30 protein-coding genes and 1 pseudogene are annotated in these 21,995 nt (G+C 45.9%); 27 read left to right on the forward strand and 4 right to left on the reverse strand.

Going from position 1 to position 21,995, the window contains the following annotated elements; translation table 11 throughout:
* From RE317_RS03845 to RE317_RS03970, 26 genes are all read left to right on the forward strand, one after another.
* Complete coding sequence (locus RE317_RS03845; protein ID WP_195589133.1) at nt 1-591, forward strand: tyrosine-type recombinase/integrase; 591 nt, start codon at nt 1-3, stop codon at nt 589-591.
* Between the two features lie 87 nt (nt 592-678).
* Entirely contained in the window at nt 679-1,335 is a 657-nt protein-coding gene (locus RE317_RS03850) for a hypothetical protein (RefSeq protein WP_230297239.1), read from the forward strand.
* 161 nt (nt 1,336-1,496) lie between these two features.
* Nucleotides 1,497-2,084 (forward strand): hypothetical protein, encoded by a 588-nt coding sequence (locus tag RE317_RS03855; protein ID WP_195589139.1) that lies wholly within the window; start codon nt 1,497-1,499, stop codon nt 2,082-2,084.
* Nucleotides 2,071-3,972 carry a hypothetical protein gene (locus RE317_RS03860; protein WP_303266193.1) on the forward strand — a complete coding sequence of 634 codons (1,902 nt, stop codon included), beginning with the start codon at nt 2,071-2,073 and terminating at the stop codon, nt 3,970-3,972. The genes RE317_RS03855 and RE317_RS03860 overlap by 14 nt, the downstream gene beginning before the upstream one ends.
* 1 nt (nt 3,973) lies before the next feature.
* Complete coding sequence (locus tag RE317_RS03865) at nt 3,974-4,846, forward strand: DpnD/PcfM family protein (protein WP_303266194.1); 873 nt, start codon at nt 3,974-3,976, stop codon at nt 4,844-4,846.
* Between the two features lie 140 nt (nt 4,847-4,986).
* Nucleotides 4,987-5,658: a tyrosine protein kinase gene (locus tag RE317_RS03870; RefSeq protein ID WP_195589146.1), complete on the forward strand. Its 672-nt coding sequence runs from the start codon at nt 4,987-4,989 to the stop codon at nt 5,656-5,658.
* Entirely contained in the window at nt 5,655-5,999 is a 345-nt protein-coding gene (locus tag RE317_RS03875) for a thrombopoietin receptor (protein ID WP_195589215.1), read from the forward strand. Before RE317_RS03870 ends, RE317_RS03875 begins: the two co-directional genes overlap by 4 nt.
* A gap of 12 nt (nt 6,000-6,011) precedes the next feature.
* Nucleotides 6,012-6,308: a hypothetical protein gene (locus RE317_RS03880; RefSeq protein WP_195589148.1), complete on the forward strand. Its 297-nt coding sequence runs from the start codon at nt 6,012-6,014 to the stop codon at nt 6,306-6,308.
* Nucleotides 6,309-6,327: 19 nt separating this feature from the next.
* Nucleotides 6,328-6,747 carry a hypothetical protein gene (locus RE317_RS03885; protein WP_229101772.1) on the forward strand — a complete coding sequence of 140 codons (420 nt, stop codon included), beginning with the start codon at nt 6,328-6,330 and terminating at the stop codon, nt 6,745-6,747.
* Nucleotides 6,748-6,779: 32 nt separating this feature from the next.
* On the forward strand, nt 6,780-7,298 hold the full coding sequence (locus RE317_RS03890; RefSeq protein ID WP_195589151.1) for a hypothetical protein: 519 nt from the start codon (nt 6,780-6,782) through the stop codon (nt 7,296-7,298).
* Nucleotides 7,299-7,332: 34 nt separating this feature from the next.
* Entirely contained in the window at nt 7,333-7,512 is a 180-nt protein-coding gene (locus RE317_RS03895; RefSeq protein ID WP_195589153.1) for a hypothetical protein, read from the forward strand.
* Entirely contained in the window at nt 7,463-7,756 is a 294-nt protein-coding gene (locus RE317_RS03900; protein WP_195589156.1) for a hypothetical protein, read from the forward strand. The genes RE317_RS03895 and RE317_RS03900 overlap by 50 nt, the downstream gene beginning before the upstream one ends.
* A 173-nt stretch (nt 7,757-7,929) precedes the next feature.
* Nucleotides 7,930-8,271, forward strand: coding sequence for a hypothetical protein (locus RE317_RS03905; RefSeq protein WP_303266195.1), 342 nt, complete (start codon nt 7,930-7,932; stop codon nt 8,269-8,271).
* Between the two features lie 17 nt (nt 8,272-8,288).
* The gene (locus RE317_RS03910; protein ID WP_230297234.1) at nt 8,289-8,993 is read left to right on the forward strand and encodes a radical SAM protein; all 705 of its coding nucleotides are present in this window, start codon (nt 8,289-8,291) and stop codon (nt 8,991-8,993) included.
* A gap of 23 nt (nt 8,994-9,016) precedes the next feature.
* Nucleotides 9,017-9,472, forward strand: coding sequence for a hypothetical protein (locus RE317_RS03915; RefSeq protein ID WP_230297233.1), 456 nt, complete (start codon nt 9,017-9,019; stop codon nt 9,470-9,472).
* Nucleotides 9,473-9,491: 19 nt separating this feature from the next.
* Nucleotides 9,492-9,962, forward strand: coding sequence for a hypothetical protein (locus RE317_RS03920; protein WP_230297232.1), 471 nt, complete (start codon nt 9,492-9,494; stop codon nt 9,960-9,962).
* Nucleotides 9,916-10,257 carry a hypothetical protein gene (locus RE317_RS03925; protein ID WP_195589165.1) on the forward strand — a complete coding sequence of 114 codons (342 nt, stop codon included), beginning with the start codon at nt 9,916-9,918 and terminating at the stop codon, nt 10,255-10,257. The genes RE317_RS03920 and RE317_RS03925 overlap by 47 nt, the downstream gene beginning before the upstream one ends.
* On the forward strand, nt 10,254-10,910 hold the full coding sequence (locus RE317_RS03930; RefSeq protein ID WP_303266196.1) for a hypothetical protein: 657 nt from the start codon (nt 10,254-10,256) through the stop codon (nt 10,908-10,910). The genes RE317_RS03925 and RE317_RS03930 overlap by 4 nt, the downstream gene beginning before the upstream one ends.
* Nucleotides 10,911-10,930: 20 nt before the next feature.
* Entirely contained in the window at nt 10,931-11,239 is a 309-nt protein-coding gene (locus tag RE317_RS03935; RefSeq protein ID WP_303266197.1) for an LPD28 domain-containing protein, read from the forward strand.
* A gap of 4 nt (nt 11,240-11,243) precedes the next feature.
* Nucleotides 11,244-11,519, forward strand: coding sequence for a hypothetical protein (locus tag RE317_RS03940; RefSeq protein ID WP_229101774.1), 276 nt, complete (start codon nt 11,244-11,246; stop codon nt 11,517-11,519).
* Between the two features lie 290 nt (nt 11,520-11,809).
* Entirely contained in the window at nt 11,810-12,109 is a 300-nt protein-coding gene (locus RE317_RS03945) for a hypothetical protein (RefSeq protein ID WP_032532939.1), read from the forward strand.
* Complete coding sequence (locus tag RE317_RS03950; RefSeq protein ID WP_101602825.1) at nt 12,106-12,762, forward strand: hypothetical protein; 657 nt, start codon at nt 12,106-12,108, stop codon at nt 12,760-12,762. The genes RE317_RS03945 and RE317_RS03950 overlap by 4 nt, the downstream gene beginning before the upstream one ends.
* A 160-nt stretch (nt 12,763-12,922) precedes the next feature.
* Nucleotides 12,923-13,453: a hypothetical protein gene (locus tag RE317_RS03955; protein WP_303266198.1), complete on the forward strand. Its 531-nt coding sequence runs from the start codon at nt 12,923-12,925 to the stop codon at nt 13,451-13,453.
* Nucleotides 13,450-13,848, forward strand: coding sequence for a ribonuclease H (locus RE317_RS03960; protein ID WP_195589176.1), 399 nt, complete (start codon nt 13,450-13,452; stop codon nt 13,846-13,848). Before RE317_RS03955 ends, RE317_RS03960 begins: the two co-directional genes overlap by 4 nt.
* Nucleotides 13,849-13,865: 17 nt before the next feature.
* Entirely contained in the window at nt 13,866-14,069 is a 204-nt protein-coding gene (locus RE317_RS03965; protein ID WP_195589178.1) for a hypothetical protein, read from the forward strand.
* A 238-nt stretch (nt 14,070-14,307) separates the two neighbouring features.
* Nucleotides 14,308-15,447 carry an IS481 family transposase gene (locus RE317_RS03970; RefSeq protein ID WP_303266199.1) on the forward strand — a complete coding sequence of 380 codons (1,140 nt, stop codon included), beginning with the start codon at nt 14,308-14,310 and terminating at the stop codon, nt 15,445-15,447.
* 105 nt (nt 15,448-15,552) lie between these two features.
* Here the strand turns inward: RE317_RS03970 and RE317_RS03975 are convergent.
* Both RE317_RS03975 and RE317_RS03980 read right to left on the reverse strand, forming a co-directional pair.
* A pseudogene (locus RE317_RS03975) lies at nt 15,553-15,900 on the reverse strand (dihydrofolate reductase family protein); the annotation flags it as partial.
* 364 nt (nt 15,901-16,264) lie between these two features.
* Nucleotides 16,265-17,548, reverse strand: coding sequence for a phage integrase SAM-like domain-containing protein (locus tag RE317_RS03980; RefSeq protein WP_230296887.1), 1,284 nt, complete (start codon nt 17,546-17,548; stop codon nt 16,265-16,267).
* A gap of 546 nt (nt 17,549-18,094) precedes the next feature.
* Here RE317_RS03980 and RE317_RS03985 point away from each other — a divergent pair.
* Nucleotides 18,095-18,469: a DMT family protein gene (locus RE317_RS03985; protein ID WP_008669473.1), complete on the forward strand. Its 375-nt coding sequence runs from the start codon at nt 18,095-18,097 to the stop codon at nt 18,467-18,469.
* Here RE317_RS03985 and RE317_RS03990 read toward each other — a convergent pair.
* Nucleotides 18,416-19,186, reverse strand: coding sequence for a DUF4858 domain-containing protein (locus RE317_RS03990; RefSeq protein ID WP_008669474.1), 771 nt, complete (start codon nt 19,184-19,186; stop codon nt 18,416-18,418). The genes RE317_RS03985 and RE317_RS03990 overlap by 54 nt on opposite strands.
* Nucleotides 19,187-19,596: 410 nt before the next feature.
* The gene (locus RE317_RS03995; protein WP_008669476.1) at nt 19,597-21,894 is read right to left on the reverse strand and encodes a bifunctional dihydroorotate dehydrogenase B NAD binding subunit/NADPH-dependent glutamate synthase; all 2,298 of its coding nucleotides are present in this window, start codon (nt 21,892-21,894) and stop codon (nt 19,597-19,599) included.
* Nucleotides 21,895-21,995: the final 101 nt, after the last annotated feature.

The raw sequence follows: 21,995 nt of genomic DNA on the forward strand, positions 1-21,995 counted from the left end.
ATGACCCGCATCAGAGGACAACTGACAACAGCGGACTACCTTCCCATGGATATGTTCCGAAAATTGCTCGATGCATTGGAAAAAGACGGTGAATACCTGTGGGCGACCTACTGCTGGCTGTCATTCTGTACGGCATTCCGGGCTTCGGACGTACGTACACTGCGATGGAAAGACGTGCTCGGCCGCAACCGGCTGGTAAAGACGGAGAAGAAAACCCGCAAGAGCCGTATGGTGAAGTTCAGCCTGTATGTACAGGAAAAAACGCGGCATCTGTACGGGCTGCAGGGCAGCCCCGATGTGGAAAACCTAATTTTCATGAACCCGCAAACCGGCAATCCGTACTCTCTGGAATACATCAACCGGTTGCTTAAGGTGTTCCGGGTCAGATACCGAATTCCCATACGCGCTTTTTCCACACATACCTTCCGCAAGACCTTCGGGCGCTATGTCTACGAGATGATGGGGCGTTCGGCGGAAGCCCTGATCCTGCTCAACCAGATATTCCGCCATTCCAATCTGGAGACCACACGACGCTACATCGGGTTGGCGCAGGAGGACATCGACAAGGTATTCAATTCCATACGTATCTGACAACAATCTCAAGGATGCCCGGAAACCGGATGGTTGGTTTCCGGGCTATGCTTAATATGACAACATCTAAAAAACAACACTGTAAAAATGGATAAACCGATATATACAGACACCTACTTCCGCATCGAATCTGGTTACGAATGGGGACATGATATGTCAGAGGAAAAGACAGAGGCATTTTTCGCCGAAATCAGACGCCTGTTCTCGCAAAACGGCTTCACAATCGAGGAGCGCAAATACGGCGGTTGTCCGGATGTCGTGCTGGATAAGACACGGCTCTACTGCCACCCGCAAGAACTCTCCGGTCCCGTAAGGAAAGAACTTATCGAACGCATCGAGAAGATTCTGACGCAAGGTACGACATTCCAATACCTGCGTACCGACACCTACGGGGAAATCCTCGACCTGACGGAAGAGGAAGAACTGGCGTATTATCGCGAAGTCCATGCCATGGGCATTGAGGGGATATTCAGCGAAGCCTTCCACACCAGACGCCGAAACTTGTACAAGAGCCGTGAGCAGGTGCAGGAGATACTTGTCGAAAAACTCCGGGTCAAGACGTTCCGTGAGAGTTCCGTCTATTCAAACACCTCCCCGGCGTGGCGCTATATCCGTGAGATCTACGAAAAGATGCTGGCCGAAGGGAAGCTCGTGGAAGGGTACAAGCATATCGGTTCAGGGAAACTGATGCTCTGCCGTACGGCAACCGACAGGGAAATCCTGCCAGACAAAGCAAAGAAATGACGGGAAGGAACCGTTTGCCATACACTCTCCGGCCATCGTCATGCCGGTCAAACACCCTTTTCAGGCGACCGCATGCAAGTAATCCGGCAGATATCAATTTCCAACCAAAACTGCAGGCAGAAAGAAAGCAGCCAGATTATACTTTAATAAAAAACAAGACAATGAGCATACAAATCGGGAAACTGTTGCCGGACGGCAGAGTCCGGCACATCAAGGCGCTCCATGAGACGCTTTCGAAAGACCTTGTGAGGAAACTCCGGGTATTCTATCCTAACGACTGCCGGGTGGATGCCCTGCTTTCGCTGGGCGACATACATGAACTGGGACCGTCACCCTATGGGAAATGGACAGGGGCCGGTGACATTGTCCATTGCTTTTCAAAGACCCGTGACGGACGGGAGACCCGGCAGCAATCCATATCACGCATCGCGGACAACACGGACATTTTCAGCCGCATGGAGAACACGTGCCTCCTGTTCGATAGTGGTAAATGGTATATTATAGACAAGAGCGAACGACGTGAACTGCAGCTTTCCGTTGAAGATACGTCCTCCCATGACAGCATGAAGCCGATAACTGTTTATGTAAATAACCGTGCCAGACTCGAGAAGATCGAAACGCCGCATTGGCAGGAGCTTCAGGAGCTTGCCGAACGGGAATCCCGGATACTCTATGTCTACCGCGGTAGCCGTCTTGTGAGAATCGTACGATCATCCAAACTTAAAAAGAAACTGTATGCTACACAATAACATCGTATCGGCCATAGAATGGTTGCCGGACTACCTGTTCACGGAAGAGATCGTGGAGGCAGCCGTCGAGAGCAAGGAAATAGAGGTGCTGAGCCATATTCCGGGACGCTTCCTCACACCCGAACGTATTGAACGCATCATCGCGGGCAGTACGGACAACTGGCACAGCTTCGAGCTGCGCAATATCCCGGAGGCGTACCGTTCGGGAGCAGTCTGTGATTACGCCACGCGCAAAAAAACGAAGAATATCACGGCCGTTCCCGAAGCAATGGTTACCCGAGAAATGGCAGAAGCGGTCATCCGAAACGGACGCGGGGATTTCGACATTCTCGCCTTCATACCTGAACGCCTTTGGGACGCGCAACTGGCATACCTGGCCTTGCACAGCTATATTTACGACCCGTATTACACGGACAGCAGGACAGACGCCGTCATGAAAACGGGTCTTATCCTCGGATATGTCCCCGTTGAGGTAAAGACTCAAGAGTTCTATTACGGGATGCTCGACGGGATGAAAATATTGAGCACTGTTACCGATGCCGTCGTGCCGTCCCGTTTCAAGACTGCGGCATACTACCGCAAGATGGCGGAACATGACCTCTCGCTTGTTCCCGCCCGGTTCTATTCCTATGAGATTCTCCATGCGGCTGTCTGTTCGACCGAAGGGAAAAACTTCATCACAGACCCCCAGTTTTTCAAGCCGTTGTCGGTATATCTGGACGACATGCTGGCGGACCGGCTGATGGAGAAACACCCTTACATGTTCGGGGAGCTGCCGAAGCGTTTCAAGACACCGGAAAGACTGGTCATTGCCATCGATAACAGCAAACGGGAGACGAACTGCTATATCGACGAGAAAACAGAACAATCCCTGCTCACGGTGGAAGTGTGCAAGGCATTCATCCGAAGAAACGGCAACTGCCCCGAATTCCCTGAAAATGTATGGACGCGGGAGTTCGTCGACTACTGTATGGAGCACGGGACATGTTTCCGCTGGTTCCGTCAGATGCCCAAAGAGTTCCAGACCTCCGCGAACACGCGGGCGGCGTATGATTACAGCCATCACCATATCCGTGACTTTGCCAAACGGTTCATCACCCCGCAAATGGCGAAAGAGTGCTGCCGGGAGCGCAGTTATGCACGTGCCATCCCCGGACATTTCCTCAAGGAGTTCTGTCGGCAGACGGGACTGCCCGAGAAGTTCTATGGCGGGGAAACCACCATGCTGTCGCTGAAAAATAGCCGTGACGACTATACTTACTGCAAAATCGGCAATACCTGTCTGGCCTTTTATCTGAAAGAACAATACGAGCCGTCCTCGGCACACCTGATGATGCCCCGGTCGGATTCAAAATACTGCACGCCGGAGAAGGTGTTCGACGTACCTGTCAGAACCTTCCACCGCACGTGGCTGGAAAAGACCGTGGCGGAGAATGATCCGCGTTTCGTCAAGCCCCGAGTGGACAAGTCGCTGAAAGCCGTGCAGGCAATCTGTTATTACGGTGTCGAGAAATTGAAGGACCTGAACCGTACGGAAATCTTCCGCAACACCTTCATGGGAGAGACCATCGGTTACTGCGCCCGGCGCGGGAACCTGACCTACCACAACGACAACTGCAGGACCCTTATCGAGGGACTGAAGTTCAAGATCCGGGGAATGGCTGTCCCCGTAACCCTGGCGGAAGACATGACGCCTTATACGGCCGACATGCTGCACCGGAAGTTCGGCTTCTGCTATGTAGGCATGACGGCATTCGCCTCCGACTACGGTCTGGACATGGAGAAGGCGTACACCTTTGCACAGATGCGCCAGATCGTAAAGGAGAAAGGGCACAAGCCGTCATTGAGAAACTACAAACGTGAACTGAAACAAATAAACATCATCTGATATGAAAAAATACCGGATAGCTATCGAAGAGACACTCCGCAAGGTCGTGGAGATTGAAGCGGAAACGCCCGGCCTGGCCGTCTGCCGGGCGGAAGACGAATACAATGAAGAGAAACACGTGCTGTCAGCCGACAATTTCGCTGGGGCCGATATCGCGCTCTCGGCCGATGATACCACGCTCATGGAGGCACTGGGCAATACGGATTTCATGGAGTATGTGCAGTGCCGGTTCGAGGAATACCGGGAATCCATATCCATCGAAGACAAGATCAGACTGGCGTTCGGAAGTTTCGACAATGCCCTGTATGAGTTCGGCGAATACCGCAAGGAGGCGGCCCGGAACCGTCCGCAGGTCTACCTGCTGTACAGGAGCGACGCCTGGCACAGCCGTTCTTCCATGGAACTCATAGCCCCGTTCTCCTCCCTCGAAAACATGATGGAGTACCTGCGACGCAAGAAGAAGGAATTCCGCCTGACAGAAAGTGACCTGGAAGAGTTCGAGAACAACCGGCAGACGCAGGGACGCGACGAGAACTACTTGTACGAGTCGGATTATCTGGATGTGCTGCCGGAACAAGAACCCGAACTGCCGCCGAAAGATGACGTTTTCTATGACAAGGTTTTCACCTGCGGGCAATCCGAGCTGTCACGCAGGGAGTTGGAATCCCTGCCGGAGCCGTTCAACACCTGCCATGTTACGGACGAACAGATGGAACAGATTGTGTACGAAACGGAAATGGAGACCCGCGACCAGCTGCGGCTCGGTGAAGGCGAGTCCATCGATTTTAACAACGACCACCATAGTGAAATCTGGTGGGAAGAAATGGAAAAAGCAGTGGTTAGGCACGGTGTACCGTACTACGAAGACGAATAACGGAAACAGAACCTGTTCATCACATGCCATAATGATGACGGGCCGTCGCGGCTACGGCTGCGGCGGTCTTTTTTTTTAAAACGAGGTGAATATTCCACCCCTTATACAAAACGATTACCTACTCTTAAAGAAACGGATTTATGAAACAGACAAGACAGGATTTCTTCACGGCAAATGGGGGAGGAATCAAAATCATGACGTTTGCGGAGTTCGCCCGGCATATCCTGCATATGGAATGCGGGGAAAGTCTGGAACTGTATGCCGCTGTGAACCGACAGACACGGGAGTGTTCCCGGCCGCTCTCTGTCAGAAAGGAACAATGGAACGGTACGCCCTTTTACCTGCTCGGCGGGCACGGACAGGAAGTCCGTACCATAAATTTTGTGGGTCGCCCGAAAGAGGAGTTTCAAACGACCTGCCATGATGCTCTGGACAGCTACGATGCCGTGGAAAGTATCGGAGCGGTCGTGTCGATACTGCGTGAATTATCTCCCGAAGAGCTGCATAAGCGGATTGCGGAAGAGATGAAGACCGGCTGTAAATACCTGATGGTCTACCGCAGCGAGGAGGAGATGACGGCCGCACTCGACGGCAAGATATACGCCATCAGCGATACGGACGGCAAATTCCTTTGCAACCTGTATCAGCCGGATTACCTCCGTCTGGAAAACGGGGGCGATATTGTGGACATCGCATCCATTCCGGACATGCACTTCCATTCCGATTGGGCAATCGCCAACCCCACGGTACGCGACAAGGTGCTCTCCTCCCGGATGGTGATTATATATACCCACGAAACGGTAACGCTATGATAGAGATTGGCAACAGGATAGAAACGCCGGAAGGTGTGTTCTATGAACTGGAATATGGAGGGGAAGGAAACATCTACAAGAACGAGGATGCCTTTCTCAACCGCCCCGATGAAGTGTGCTATGTACCCGAATACGCGGCAGAAGACCATGAGGGCTGGCGTGTACCGGCGAGCAGTGACGGCTGTTTCACGCATAACTCACTGCTCGCCCTGTGCAAGGGTAATGCAGAGGTATGCCAGGATCTGTTTTACAGCCTTGAATGGACGTACCCGACCACCTTGCTGGAAGAATGGGACTCGAACGGTTATTTCGATGAGATCGAGGGCTGGTATGACGATTAAAACAGACAGGCTATGGAAAAATATAAAATAGTGTTGACCGGACCGACCGGAAGCAGGACCTCGAACTACATCCTGAGTTTGAGAATGCACATAAAAGCATACTTCTCCCAGCCCTACGGCAAGGAAGAATTCGGTCACGTGCTTCATTGCATCAGCTCGTTCATTGATGATTTTACCTTCAAGGTACGCAATTCCCGATACCGGGGAGACATCCTGAAAAGGACTATCAGTAACGACTGCCTGAAAGTGTTCAACCTGGGTGACGAGATAGTGATACTGACCGTCTCCTTCACCCCACTGGAAACATGAAACCAACAATATGACAGATATGGATAAAATACAGAAAGACAATGCGGAGCCGGGCAAAGCCCCGGACAAAATGAGTGCTGACAAGCTGCATCTGTTCGCCACCCGGTACGCCTTTATCGACGAACGGCTGCACGAGGCCGGGCAAGCCATGCTGAAATTCATGCTGGAGTTCCTGGCACAATATGGCCGCGTATCACTCGGCCTCACGGAAGAGGAGGAACTCGACGACAACAACTTCCCCGTCACGACAACCCTGTACGGGAAGCACGACACGCCCCGTATCAAGCTTACCGATGTCTACCTGACGGATGACGGGGAATATCTCCTTGCTGACGGAATAGATGCGGAGACCGGGGAAAAACGGGACGGATTCTATATCTACAGCGAACAATACGCCGATATCTTCCAGTTCGTCGGCCATGCTTCGGAGATGAACTGACGAATGAGGAACAACCATAAAACGAAATATCAATGGATTGTATCAAAGATTTACAAGCCGCCATCCGCAACATTCTCGTAAACAACGGCCTTACGGAACTCTGTCTGGGAGAGCCTGACGAACTGGACGATCCCACCTATATCATTTGGTATGACAGGCACTGTGAGCCTAACGAAGACCCAGTGTTGAAGGTTTGCCTTGAAGATGAGGGCATTGCCGTTGAGGTCGAAGCCCGCAGTTTCGGGAACACGATAACCGTCTACGATTATGACATAGACCGTATTGAATGGTGGAAAGGCATTCATGCCAATATTCTGGAAGTGCTGGAGCGTGACGGCAAGCGCCGGTGTCCGGCCTGTGGCAGGACGGTCAAGGGGAAGCAGCGGTATTGTGGTGCCGGATGCCGTGATTTCATGACTCCCGGACCGACAGTGGAGCAGGTCGCGGAAAAAGCCAACCGGAATATCCGCAAACTGGCAAGCCTTGCCGCCGGAAAGGACAAGGCGTACCGGAAGCGGCTGATAGAGAAATATACCGTCGGCCCGTCATAGGCCGGCTTTGTTACACTAAAAAATGTATGATATTATGGCAACAAGAACCATTTACCTGACCGTACGGCTCGATATCGACAACCCGAAGGCCGATGAGATAACGGACGAAGAGGTTGACAAAATTATCAGCGAAGTGGACTATGAATTCAAAAATTACGGGGATTATGAAATCGACACGAAAATCTGTGGGAAAAATGACGAAGGTGGTCTTTAGACGCTATCCCGACGGACAGATCATCGCCCTGTTCCCGGAAATACCGTGGAGTGGACGGCGGGGTGAAATAACCTCCTACATGCACGTCGGCCAGCATGGCGCAGCCGACTATGCGGGTGTGATCGCCGTGACGCGGCCAGTCCGTGAAAAGGAGTACCGCAACCCGCTTTCCGAACTGAGAGCCATCGGTTATGATGACCTACACATCGTGCGGCATGCAAGACCAAAATTCATAAACAGCTAAAAACAAATCTTATGTCTCATAAGCCGAATGCCGTTCCTGTCTTGCAGGAGGGAACGGTCTATACAATTATACTTGACGACGGACGAAAGGTCCACGGCGTAATCTATCATACCTGTGTCGCCTCCGGCAAGTCGTATTTCGCCAAAGGCGATAAGACCTATCCCGCCGAAAAGGTGCGGAACCATTCAATCACCGGACATGCCGCATCGGACGGCTCTAGAAGGAACGGCACACCCAATCCCGACCGCTTCGCCATCACGGATGAAGTGTGCGAGGTCGTTGATGTAGTTACCACGCCGGAAACCAATCCGAAAATGTTCCGGTGTCGTGTCAAATGCCTGATGTATTCAGGCCTGTCACAAGCCGAGGCTGAGAAAGTCATCGCTTCAACGCCGCTAAAGCTGGAACTCTTCTACGACGTAGGCCGTGGCAGTTTCGCTATTGACGCCGAGGCAGTTGGCAACACACCGCTATATAATCCTTACACGGGAAAGGAAATCCCGGATGAAACTTAAGCCGAACTACATCGAATATGAGAGAACTATATATCAAGAATCTCTGCATCGAGATTACCCGACGTTGCAACATGCGCTGTGCCCACTGCATGCGGGGAGATGCCGAATCCGTGGATATCTCTTTGAAACATATAAGCAACCTGCTGCGGCATGTCAGGCATATCCACCATTTCAACATCACGGGCGGCGAGCCGTCGCTTAACGTCCGGGCTATCCATCATATACTCGGACGGGTACGTGCATACGGCATTACAGTCAATGATTTCTATATCGTGACCAACGGAGCGGCTACCTCCCGTTCCGGGGAATTCATAGCAGCCTGCGCCGCGCTGTACGAGTACCAGGAGGAAAAGGAGCAGGACTCCGGCCACATGCTCGAAATGAGCGACGACCGCTTCCATGATCCGGCGGAGCATGCTGCCACACTTGCGGCACTTTCCCCGTATCCCTTTTTCGGAGTCAGGGGACAGGCCGAACGGATCTTCCTTTTCCGGGAAGGTCGCAGTACGGAGGGATATCCGAATCCCGTTCATAGGATTTACCTTACGGAGGAGAACTACGTTTATGGCGATCTCTGTCTCAATGCCGACGGCATGATTCTCTCCAACGGTGACCTGAGCTATGCCCGCCAGCGGGAACATGCCCTGTGTCCTTGCGGAAAGCTCATGAAATATCTCCGGAATACCCTGAAAGAGCGTAGAAAAGAAAGATTATACAAATAAACCATTCAAAATAAAAAGACAATATGATAAAGATAACCATGATTTTTGGCGAGGATGCCGTAAGAAAATATGACGAGAGCAAGGAACTGCCTTCCGAGGAATGGCTGATGGACAACGGGGGTGTCGTGGACGAGAAAGAGTTCAAAACTCTTGAAGAATATAAGGCCTATGTCGCCGGGTTGAATGACGGTGACGGCTGGAGCGATTATCAGATCATACGTCATAAGGACGAACCGGAAGATACGGACACCCAGTGTGAAGAGTCGGTATGGATGCGCCTTGGTGCCACGGTAACAGGCAAGCGTGAGGAAATCGAAAAAATACTGGAAGGTCATGTGGATACGCTCGCGCAGCTGTTGGCGCGGGAAAAGTTCGAGATAAGCGGTGAAACATATATTCCCTCAATGGTCATAGAGGAATACAATAAAGAACACCTGACCGATTTCGAGGAAAAGGATATGGATTTTTACTTGTTATAAAAAAACGATTGCCACGATCATGATAACAGTGACACTTTTGCTCGGTAAGGACACCGTAAGCATATACAAGAAAACCGGGATCATCCCGCCGGAAGAGAATACCGCCGACTCCGGCGGTTACATGATAACCAGGCAATTCGGAACTGAAGTGGAATATAGAGCCTACGCAATGGCTATGGAAGACCTGGAAGGACATAGGGACTGGCAGATGCTGGCTCCCGTCACAAGTCCGGCACCATCATTCCGCACCGAGGATTTCGTACGCCTGACGGACGGAGCGGTCGGTTCGATATGCCGAAGTTTTGGAGACGGACCGGCGGATTACCGTAAGGAAATGCTGTTTGGTCAAGAATTAAATCAAAATCAAATGGATATGAACTGTAAAAAAAATCAGGCTATTACGACTTTTATTCATGGAATACAAACGATAAACAGACACAGCCATGCCATACAGAAGCACGGGAATAACCATTTGCGGGACACGGTATGACCGCAGGCAAAAACTGACACCCGAACAGCGAGCAGAGATTTTCCACCGTTACATGACGGAAGATGTCAGTCAGCGCCAACTGGCACGCGAGTACGGTGTAAGCCGCCGCCTGATTACGTTTATCGTGAATCCCGAAAGGGAGAAGCGTAACAGGGAGCTGCTGAATAAGCGCAAGGCGAAGGGGATGTACAAGCCTGACCGAAAAAAGCACACTGAAATTATCCGTGAATACCGGCGCTACAAACAGAAGTTATTCAAAGAAGGCAAAATTCAATTAAATACTGACAGAAAATGAAATTACAGGAAAAACAGAAAGAACTGGAACAGGAGATTATCGCCAATCTCAGGGCGATTCCAAAAATGCCGGAGGACTTGCTGCCCCACAAGGTCTATGTCGAGGAGGAAGGCGAGGACGCTGAACATCACGGCATACCGGTATATACCGTGTACAAGCTGGAAGAGATCAGGCCGGACGGGAGCTGCATGCTCTATAATCCCGACAGCCGGGAGCGTTTCCCCTGCCGTCATCTTTACGAAATCAATATCGACTGGCTGGTTACCATCTGGGAACGGTATCTGGAACTGTGCGTCGGGCAGAAACTCTGGAAACAGAACGCCGTCGCTTTCCTGAAAGAAAGTACGGATAAAATGGAGGCGGAGATCTCCGCTTTCGTGGACTCCGGCTGGGACAGATGTTCGGCTTACACGGACAACCTGAAACGATTTCTCGGAAAAGATGAGGCCAAAGAGGTGTGGGTGTTCTCTTTCCCTATGGATGATTTCGGACGTGACGCTCCTGACAAGGAGATTATTTTCGATTATGAAAACAACCCGCATACAGAGGTTGAAAAGATGACACCGCTGGAGTTCACGGCAAGAATCAATGACGAGATGTTCAATGACCAGGATAATTGGGTTCGGGCCATTGAACTTCCCGAGCATAAGTAATAACCACAAAACAATTTAATATGATTACCCAAAGAAATATTCAAGACGAGAGCTTTGACTCTATGACTGTCAACGGTATACCGGCATTGCTCACCAATTTTAGGATTGACCGCAATGTCGTTCCGGAAGGACTGTATGCGTATGATATCCGGGAGTCGGATGACGGCAGGCGTTTTGCGACCATTGAACCGGAGGTAATGGTAAACCATGCCGGAACAATCCTTACAAGAGAAAAGCTGGTCATGGGAGAAAATGGTTACGTGCGGATTGAAGAGTACGGATTTGAAGATTCCATGACACTGGACGAATGGCTTGCAGAGTATAATTAAAACGATGGAAACAGGTGTTAAAGAACTGACAGAAAAATACCGTAAACGTTTTGAGGCTTTTTATCATACGGAAGGAAGCAATACCGACAGAAAAGGAAGCAGGAGGAAGAGAACGGAAGAAAGTCCGAGCTTTCTAAAAGAGGTCATACACTCGATACTTGATACGCTACCGGAACTGTTACCGAGTATGGTCTTATCAAAACCACGGGTGATTACGCTATGTACGGAAAATATTGCCGTATTAAAGCATGCGCTGTCCTTACTGGTGGATTTTCTATAAACGAGAACTTGAGCTACTTTTTACACCTCCGTTCCATGGTAAAGCCTGTAGTAAAAGCCATAGGATAGACAATATGAACAATTCGTTAAAACCATCAGCGAGGAGTTTGAAAAAAGGAGGTGAAAATGAGAGAATAGTTCCGCTTATAAAAAGTGGGGCGAGTCCGCAATTTATTGTATATTTGTCCAATAAAAAAGTCTGTATATACCTTTCGGATGAACCCCCAACAACTGAATTGGTTGCAGGCACTTTTTATGTTTGGCAGGCACCAAACCATACACATATATTATATGAAAAAGGAACAGATTATCCGTCAGTGTTACGGAGGTATGAAAGAAAAGCATGGCATGGAAACTATTACCCTTTTCCATGTAGGTGATTCATACGAAGCGTATTTTGAAGACGCCGAAACGATTTCCCGGATCATGGAAGCGCCTCTTTTCAAGATGACGGCGGCGAATATTCCTGCTGTCAGGATATCAGATACTGCCATGGAGGAATGCCGAAACCGGTTGTTGGATGCAGGACATGAAGTATGCGTGTCCGAGTTCCGGGGTGCATCCGGCCGCCACATCCTCAAAATTCTATGAAACAGTTAAGAAAGCAGGCTGATGAGTTTGTTTTCATGACAACTACAATCGGTCCACGGGCGATATTGGTATTTCTTGTCATTGTGGTAGGACTGTTACGGATGTGTATTCCCGATAAGACTGATCCAATGGACAACAGTATCAACAAATCTTCCGAGATAGTGGCCCATGTCATGGTCAGGGACAGTACGAACAATGGTTTCCGGGTGGTATATGCAACAGCCGAACCTGTAACAGATGAACGGTTTGCGGAAATATGCACACGGACAAGCGTACGGAATGGTTTTGAAAGTCTGGAAAAGGAAGCTCCGATACATTTTGGAAACAATCTTTTGGAAACGGATATTTGCGACTTCGCCCTATACGTTTACAGGTTTCCGATTGACAAGGATATCCGCGTACATAACATTTTCGTAACAGGGAAAGAGAAGATGGATTTTTATGTCCGGGACAACCCTAATCTGCCGGGATGTGCCAGATGGATGCATCACGGCACAGAACAGGGAAACCAATATCTGAACGCCGACGATATAAATTACTATATACCTAACGGTGGGCGGATTTACCGATATTGGAAATGCCGTTATCTTCTGCAAACCTCTGATACTGATGAACGTTTCAGCCATTTTACAGAGGAAGAAAGACTGTACTAAGTGCAGTCTTTCTCTATATATTCGTACATAATTACCTGAAAACTAATGATTAAAACACTTTGTCAATACGCTTATTTGATATATATTTGCATGATAAAGTGAGTTATTAAAGACATATTGTTAATTGAAAGTAATAGATTGAATATGAAAGACCTGTAATATGACATCGGAAAAATCGCAACTGAAGTTTGCGAAATCGGAGCGGACAGGCGAACTGATCGGATTCGTTTCGCGCCACTCCAAAACACGTAAATTGATGGGAGTTCGTGAAGACTCAAGATTTGGCAAACAAATATGTGTTCTTTCAGAAGATCTGAAAGGAACTATTGAGCCAAACATCCTCTATTCGGTAGAGTTGAAACCCATGCACAACGCCAAAGGGCATGTAGTGGTTGCTGCTACCCCTGTCTTGTTTCAAGCGCATGTGGAAACAATAATTGTCCCGAAAACATTGTATCAAGTAACTGTGACATTCGGCAACAAAAAGATTTTCTTCGATCCCAAGGACGGAAAGAGTGCTATGAGCCGTACAATAGACGGTGTATTGGAAATTCTCAAAGGGCGCAAGGATATCAGGCATCAGGAGAATGTAATCAACGATTACCTGAACCAAGCACAGGCTTTGGTACGACGCATGGAATCTGACGGATTCATCTACACGAAAAACGGACATTCGGGAAGAGGCAAATGAAAGGAAAACCAAAGATAGGCATAGCGACCGATGGTACCCATAAGGCAAAAGAGAGATTGACACGCTTCCGGGCTGTCGACCTCTCTTCTGGAATGGAACTCTTTTCGGAGTCAATTGGCAACTGGACAAACAATATCGGGGAGTTTCTCGGTATTGTGACAGCTGTCAAGTATATTTTAGAGCATCCGGGAACTCCGCGCACAATCTATTCCGACAGTATAACGGGTATTACATGGTATAATAATAGACAGACCGCTTCCTCACGCACATGTCCGGCATTACAGAAAGCGGAGATATTTCTCAAGGTAATGGAAGCAAGGATAGTGGATATAGAGGTATTGTATTGGGACAAGCACTTATGGGGCGAGATTCCTGCTGATTTCGGAAATAAATAATAAAGACAATTAATGATATGGCAAAATTGAAATCCCAGTCACAAAAATATGTTGAGCTGAAAGAGGAGGACTATTTACAGCTGGTTGAGAATACCATTAAAATGGAAGCTCTAAAGATTGCTGGCATTGAGAAGATGCCCATCTACAAGGCTATGAAGCTTATTCTTGAACACGAGCACATCGACTTGCTTATCAAACCCGTTTCAAGGAGATATTCCTAATCTTTAAGTGGACAATACTATACTCCCAATACCGGATAATTATATATAGTCCATTATTTTATTTATTCTTTATTGAAAACCCAAGAGAATGTGCCAAAAATTATATTCACAGAATTACACGGATTTACGCAGACAAATATTACAGAGCACCATCTGTTAGTTAAATTGAATTAGTCAAGACTTAATCTGACAGTTACGTATAAAAAGAATAAATTTGTAACAGAAAACAGATTAAGTTATGACAACATCAGAAAAGGTCATCAAGAACAAACTGGGATTGCTTGAACTCTCCCAACAGTTAGGAAACGTATCACGTGCTTGTAAGGTTATGGGCTACAGTCGTGACAGTTTTTATCGTTTCAAAGAGTTGTATGAACAAGGCGGTGAAGTCGCCTTGCAGGAGATTTCTCGTCGTAAGCCTGTCATAAAGAACCGTGTGGAAGAACACATCGAGCAGGCAGTCGTACAGATGGCGATAGACAATCCTGCATTGGGGCAAGTCCGTGTATCCACTGAGCTACGTAAGAAAGGTATTCTTATTTCGCCGGGCGGAGTGCGTTCCATTTGGCTACGGCACGATATGGAGACCTTCCAGAAACGCCTGAAAGCATTGTCAGCCAAAGTGGAACAAGAGGGCATTATCCTTGATGAGAACCAAGTGGCGGCATTGGAAAAAGCAAAAGAAGAAAAGCAGGCTCATGGAGAGATAGAAACTTATTATCCCGGTTTTCTACTTGCCCAAGACACTTATTATGTAGGATATATCAAAGGTGTGGGACACATTTATCAGCAGACCGTCATTGATACTTACTCCAAAATCGGATTTGCCAAGTTGTATGACAGAAAGAATGCGCTTGTTGCTGCCGATATGCTTAACGATAGGGTTATTCCTTTTTTCGAGCAGCATGACTTGAAACTGATGCGTATGCTAACAGATAGAGGAACAGAATACTGCGGAAACAGAGAAAATCATGAGTATGAATTGTATTTGGCTGTGGAAGACATTGATCATTCTAAGATTAAGGCGAAAAGCCCTCAGACAAACGGTATATGTGAGCGATTTAACAGAACCGTGCAGAATGAGTTCTATGCTATTGCATTCAGAAAGAAAATCTATACCTCTATCGAACAGCTGCAAGCAGACCTTGATATGTGGATGAACTCCTACAATACCCAAAGAACACACTCTGGAAAGTACTGTTTCGGGAAAACGCCCATGCAAACTTTTATCGAAGGAATCGCTGTGGCAAGAAAGTATCAACTGCAAAATCAGGAAATGATAAAACCGAATGAGCAGGATAAAATCTCATTCGGTTGTGAGGATGATGAAACTTGTGTAACTTCGCAACAAACATCTGACAGTTTTTTTGTCCGATAGTAAAACAAATGTCAGAACAAGTCTTGACTATTACAGTTAAATTTAGTCTATGTACATCTGCGTAATCTGTGGCAAATTATGACACATTTCTTTTGTATTTCGTCATCACACCTTTCCGTACACTGTCCGCATTTTACCATCCACCAGCATCTTGTTCGACCGCACAATCCAAGTTCCACCGTCACTCAATCCGCATTTCAGTGCTTTCTCATCACCTCCGACCAGTATCGGTACGGTCGTTACTGTGATTTCGTCCGCCAACCCGTTATCCAAAAGCAGAGTTCCAATCTCCTTACCGTAAGCCACCACCGTACCGTCACCATCCTCTTTTATTCTCTGCAGTTCTGCCACTACATCCCCTGTAATGAACTGCACTCGTTCATTCTCAGTCAGTTTGATAGCATTGTTCGTTACAACCAAAGTCTTTTTCGCTACAATTGGCCAGCCCAAATGAATCGGTACACGTACAAAGTAATTTGTTTCATATCAATAATATTTTAATAGTTATGCTCGCCTTGTACCCAAAAGAACAGCGTGAACTCATTTTATATAAGCATACACAGCATGAACATTGCGTATACATCTTGCCTTTTTGAAAAGTGCAAGTTTTTCTATTCCAAGACGTTCAGCGAACGTACAATGTGTATATCCCCCGTCTATTTCCAGGCTGGGTATAAAGACGGCAGGAATCATACCCAGCCTGTCGTCTTCATTGCAACAATGATAGCGAAACTTCCCGAATAATAAAACAATAGCCCTGTCAAATCCGGCTTCATCCATTAAAATATCTGGAAATTCTAACTTATTGGTTGCCACTTTAGAATACAGAATTCATTTTTGTCAATAAGGTTTCGCCTTCGGTGAACTTGTAATAGTGCTTAAAGATTACCGCAACACTGTTTCCTGCTTGTTCTGCCGTAACAGCAGGAGAACAACCGGCATCTACCATACGGGAGATAAATGTACCTCGTGCAGAATACCAAGTTATATTCTCTTTTATATCCAGAATATTACAAACTTTAGTCAACGTCTTGCTGACTCTATTAGAAATTTGAATGACTCTATTACGCATTTTAGCCTCTGTGGTATGTTTTTTTGTGAATATAGGGAATACATAGTTGTCGATGCCTTGGCCTTCATATTTCTCAATAATTAGTTTTGATTTCTCTATCAACAAGGGTTTTCCAATTTTCGGGAATTTCATCCGTTCATAGATAACCTGGTTTCCTTGAATCATATTGTACGTCAAATGACAGACATCCACATTGGCCATACCTCCTGTGTAATAACTGAAAAGAAATAAATCCAAGCAAAATTCCTCTTTAGGTGTAAGCAAGCTTCTATCAACATTCTCAATTAACTGTATCACTCTCTTGGAAACAGTTCTCGGTTCAAACTTGTGCCATTTCATCTTATCCTCCACACAGCCGAATATTTCCGGATCAGCACCGTGCATATTCAGCCCTTTGGCATAGTTGACTATAGCTCTCAGTTTACGCAACTTCTGGTTCAAGCCTGCTTTATTACCATTGGCAATTCCTTTTTTTTGTGTATATAGAACAAAATCCAAGAGGAACTGTTTTGTTATGTCACTGAAATAAAACACGGATAATGGTTTATTGTATTTCTTTTGTGTGAACTCTTCCAAAGCCTTCTTTATGATTTTATAGTCCTTTACACTCGCCAGGCTTTTCACAATCTTGCCGTTTTTCTCTTTTTCCTTTTCAGAGAATTTTTTAATCAAATAATCAATCATCTGGGAAACGGACAGAGAACGGTCTTCCTCTTTCATTTCCTTCCCTTTCTTTTTATCAAGACTAAGTGCCAGTTCGGTCGGACTCCATTTACGTCCTTCCTCTTCCCATTCTTCCGCAATCTTCTGATACTTTAATTTCAGATCAAGCAACATCTTGTTCTTTTTGATGGCATCGCTTGATTTGGAAATAAATGATTGTGACGCATTGTCCCAGTCTTTGATGGGACCGGTGATATTTAGCACCTTAGAAACTCTGTTGTAGCCTGTTTGGAAGAAGATCATTTCCAGTTTCACCAGTTTTTTGTCTTTTGAGGTCACTTTTCCTTTAATGTTGATCGAATACATTTTAATTAGGTTTTACGTGTACTCATGTAGACCAATTTTTTGCCTACATAACAGCCTACATAAGAATAGAGGTTACCCGCTATTTTTGTTTATTTCGGCTATTTATCCGTTCTACCACCTTTGATTAATTATTTGACAGTCAGAATATTAAGCTTTCCTCTTTAATATATGGGCATAAAAAAAGGCTATCTTCCCAGACAGCCAATCTTTTGTTAACCTTAAATCTAATACTATGAAAAACACAGTGCAAATATACGAATTTCTGAGATGGGTCCAAATTCTTAGAAAGAAAAAAAGCTTGTTATAACATGGTTTAGCAAATGAACTTTTTTCTTAACAAATAGCAGATTGAAAGAGTGGAATTGGTTGCTTTTTTGTTCAACGGAAATAAAACATGCTTGTTGCGGCAATAACTCATTGTATTATTCTTAATTCGATTATTTCCATTATCTTTGCACTCCCAAAATGCTTGTTGATATGCAGTTGTTAAAAGCATAATGGATATTATAGGCAGATTGTTTCCAGATAAAAAATAGATTAGAATATATGTTGTCTCATGGTATTTATTCAGTAATTTTGCTGATTTTTTCAAATGTCTTTATGACGTTTGCTTGGTATGGTCATTTAAAAATGCGACAAGAGTTCAGTTGGTTTGCAGCCCTTCCGTTGATTGGTGTGATTGCACTTAGTTGGGCAATTGCTTTTTTTGAATATTGTCTTCAGGTTCCTGCCAATCGTCTTGGGTTTAAAGATAGTGGAGGACCGTTTGATATTATGCAACTCAAGGTGATTCAAGAAGTCATCACATTGGCTGTATTTACATTATTTTCTGTTTGGGCATTTAAAACAGAACTGAAGTGGAACCATTTAGCGGCTTTTCTCTGTTTGGTCCTTGCCGTTTATTTTGTCTTTAAGAAGTAATGAGTTTTGGTTAATAATTGCTGAATCCTTTTTGATAAGCAAAGTGTCTTGTTTGGGCAATGAATCTTGTTCAGATACTTTGCTGATTCTAGGAAACAAGATGGAATCCTGTCGGGTTGGTACGTAACTTTGATAGATTTTCCAACCTTTGGCACGATTACGATTACGTCGGATGGCACGTCCTCGTTTGGTTAAAGATTCATACAGGAATTTGTCGGTATCCAGTCCTCCTATTAATGGGTTATTACTGGGAGTTACCGTTTGATCCATGCCGGCAGGTAATATTACATAGCCGTTTTGCAAACCGGGAATCAGTTTGATATTTAGTTTCCATGATATTGTCAGAGAGTCTTTTCTTTTCAAGAAAATGGGATCATTAACCGGATCTTCATGCCATGTGGTGTAAGGAGTGTAGGGAGTAAGACGCACAAAGTTAGGGCGTACCCATTTGGTTGTGTCGCCGAAGTTTTTAGGCAAGTCTTTCAGAAACTTCATCCACGGTTTGTCTTCGGACATGATTGGAGTACCTTTTATATTGTCTTTGTCCGATTGAAAGTCGAAATGGATAGACTTTACGGCTTCTGTGTTGATTTTTAGTTCTCCATCTCCATTCAATAGCTCCTGTAAACGAATCGAGTCCTGTTTGTTCCATTGTGCTTGTGCTGTCAGTATACTGATAGTGCAGAATAATATGCTAAAATTTACCCTTTGGGTCATTCGTTTTTTCTTTATGGTTATAATTGGTAACAAAAGTAATCTGGAGTGAGTTTAATGCTGGTTAAATTTGAGTTATTAATTGTTTATAATGTGAATACTTTAAATTTTATTTGGTTAATAAAAGGATTCGTTTACACCTCTTTTGTTGTCATGGAGCACATTTCATATAGACATTTAGATAGTTACTTCAATATTTGGTAATCAAGTTTTGTATTTTATTTCCAGATATAGTGACAGGGTTCATATTCATGGTATGTATTTCAATTGATGTCAGTACATTGGTCAGATAGGCGATATAGGTCTATATGGATTTATGGGGTCCATTCTGTCTGTGTGATTTATTTTCGGTATAGAATAAAAATAGCCCGTTAATTTTTAATAACGGGCTAAATTAGTGAAAATGATAATATTTATTTGGAGGAGAGTTGTGCATGCATGGAAGTAGCTGCTTTACGTCCGTCACCCATTGCAAGGATAACTGTAGCTCCACCACGCACAATATCGCCACCGGCATAAATAGTCGGGATTGACGATTGCATATTTTCATTTACGGCAATTGTTCCTTTGCGTCCCAATTCCAATCCCGGGATGGAACTGGGAACAATCGGGTTAGGGGAGACGCCTACGCTGACTATCGCCATATCAATGTCAATGGTTTCTGTTGCTCCTGGAATAGCTATCGGACTGCGACGGCCGGAAGCATCTGGTTCGCCTAATTCCATTTTCTGTAAAACGACTTGTTTCACACGCCCCTTTTCATCGGCAATATATTCTATGGGGTTATGCAGAGTCAGGAATTCCACACCTTCTTCTTTAGCATGTTTCACTTCCTCCAGGCGGGCAGGCATTTCTTCTTCCGAACGGCGGTAAATAATCATTGCGCGTTCTGCTCCCAAGCGGCGTGCTGTGCGGACAGAGTCCATAGCTGTGTTACCACCGCCGATTACTGCTACACGTTTGCCGAATGTTACAGGAGTATCTGAATCCTCACTGGCTGCATCCATTAGATTTACACGAGTCAGATATTCATTGGAAGACATGATATTGATAGAATTTTCACCCGGGATATTCATGAAGTTGGGAAGCCCGGCACCTGATGCTACAAATATACCTTTGAAATCTTCTGCTTCCAAGTCTTCCACACTGATTGTCTTTCCTACGATGCAGTCCTTCATGAATTTGACACCCATCTTGGATAAATTGTCAATTTCTACATCTACGATTTTATTGGGTAGGCGGAATTCGGGAATCCCATATTTTAATACACCCCCTATTTCATGTAAAGCTTCGAATACAGTGACATCGTATCCCTGTTTAGCCATATCTCCAGCAAATGAGAGTCCGGCGGGACCTGAACCGATAACAGCCACTTTTATGTTGTTCTTTTGCGCTACTTCCGGTACGGATATTTGACCGCTTTCACGTTCGTAATCAGCAGCAAAACGTTCCAAATAGCCTATGGCAACGGCTTCGTGTCCGGCTTTCAGATGAGTGCATTGTGATTCACACTGTTTTTCTTGAGGACATACACGCCCGCAGACAGCAGGTAATGCACTGGTTGCTTTTAAGGTTTTGGCAGCTTCAAGGAATTCACCGCGTTCTATATTTTTGATGAATTTCGGGATATTGATTCCTACGGGGCATCCGTTCATACAAGTAGGGTTGGGGCAGTCCAAACAACGTTTTGCTTCCGTTACAGCTTGCTCTTCATTCAAACCTAGATTGACTTCTTCCTTACGGCTATGTGAACGGTATTCTGCATCCAGTTCGTTCATTTTTACACGGGGGATAGCCATTCGTTCTTTAGGTTTCATGGCTTTACGTAAGCTTGCACGCCATTCGGCATCCCGGCCGTCCAGTTCTTTAGTCGCTTCACAAGTCGTCGGCTTTTCGGTGTCTAGTTTGTGAATTTCTTCTTTTTCTATATCTTTGAAAGCTCCCATGCGTTTCAACATTTCGTCAAAATCTACTTGATGGCCGTCGAATTCCGGGCCGTCAACACAAACAAAACGTGTTTTGCCTCCTACAGTGATACGGCAGGCACCACACATACCGGTTCCATCCACCATAATGGTGTTCAGAGAAACGTCGGTGGGAATTTCATATTTTTTAGTCAGCAGACAAACGAATTTCATCATGATGGCAGGACCGATGGCGAAACATTTGTTTACCGTTTCACGTTTGATTACTTCCTCCACGCCTTCAGTCACTAATCCTTTGCGCCCGTATGAGCCGTCGTCTGTCATAATGATTACTTCATCAGAGCTTTCACGCATTTCTTTCTCAAGGATAATTAATTCTTTGGTACGTCCGGCCAATACGGTAATTACGCGGTTGCCGGCAGCTTTCAAGGCCTGTACGATAGGAAGCATCGGAGCAACGCCTACTCCTCCTCCGGCACAGACTACAGTTCCGAAATTTTCAATGTGGGTGGCTTTACCCAGCGGACCAACAACATCTGTAATATAATCTCCTTCGTTCAATTCACAAAGTCGTGTAGAAGAAAGACCAACTTCCTGTACTACCAGTGTGATGGTACCTTTTACGGGATCGGCACCGGCGATAGTAAGTGGCATACGTTCTCCTTTTTCACCGACACGGACAATTACGAAATGTCCGGCCTTACGTGACTTGGCAATCAGAGGTGCCTCTATGACCAATTTAAAGACCTTTTCCGAGAAATGTTCTTTTGAAATAATCTTATTCATTTTGCTATACTATAAGTTCGTTGTTTTTCTGAGTTGATTGTCAAATTGATAATTTATGCAAAGGTAGGATTATATTTTTTAAAGACAAAAGAAAAGCCGCC

Origin of the sequence: Phocaeicola sp. GP0067 (assembly GCF_031119655.1) — a bacterium.
In the GTDB taxonomy this organism is placed as follows: Bacteria; Bacteroidota; Bacteroidia; order Bacteroidales; family Bacteroidaceae; genus Phocaeicola; species Phocaeicola vulgatus.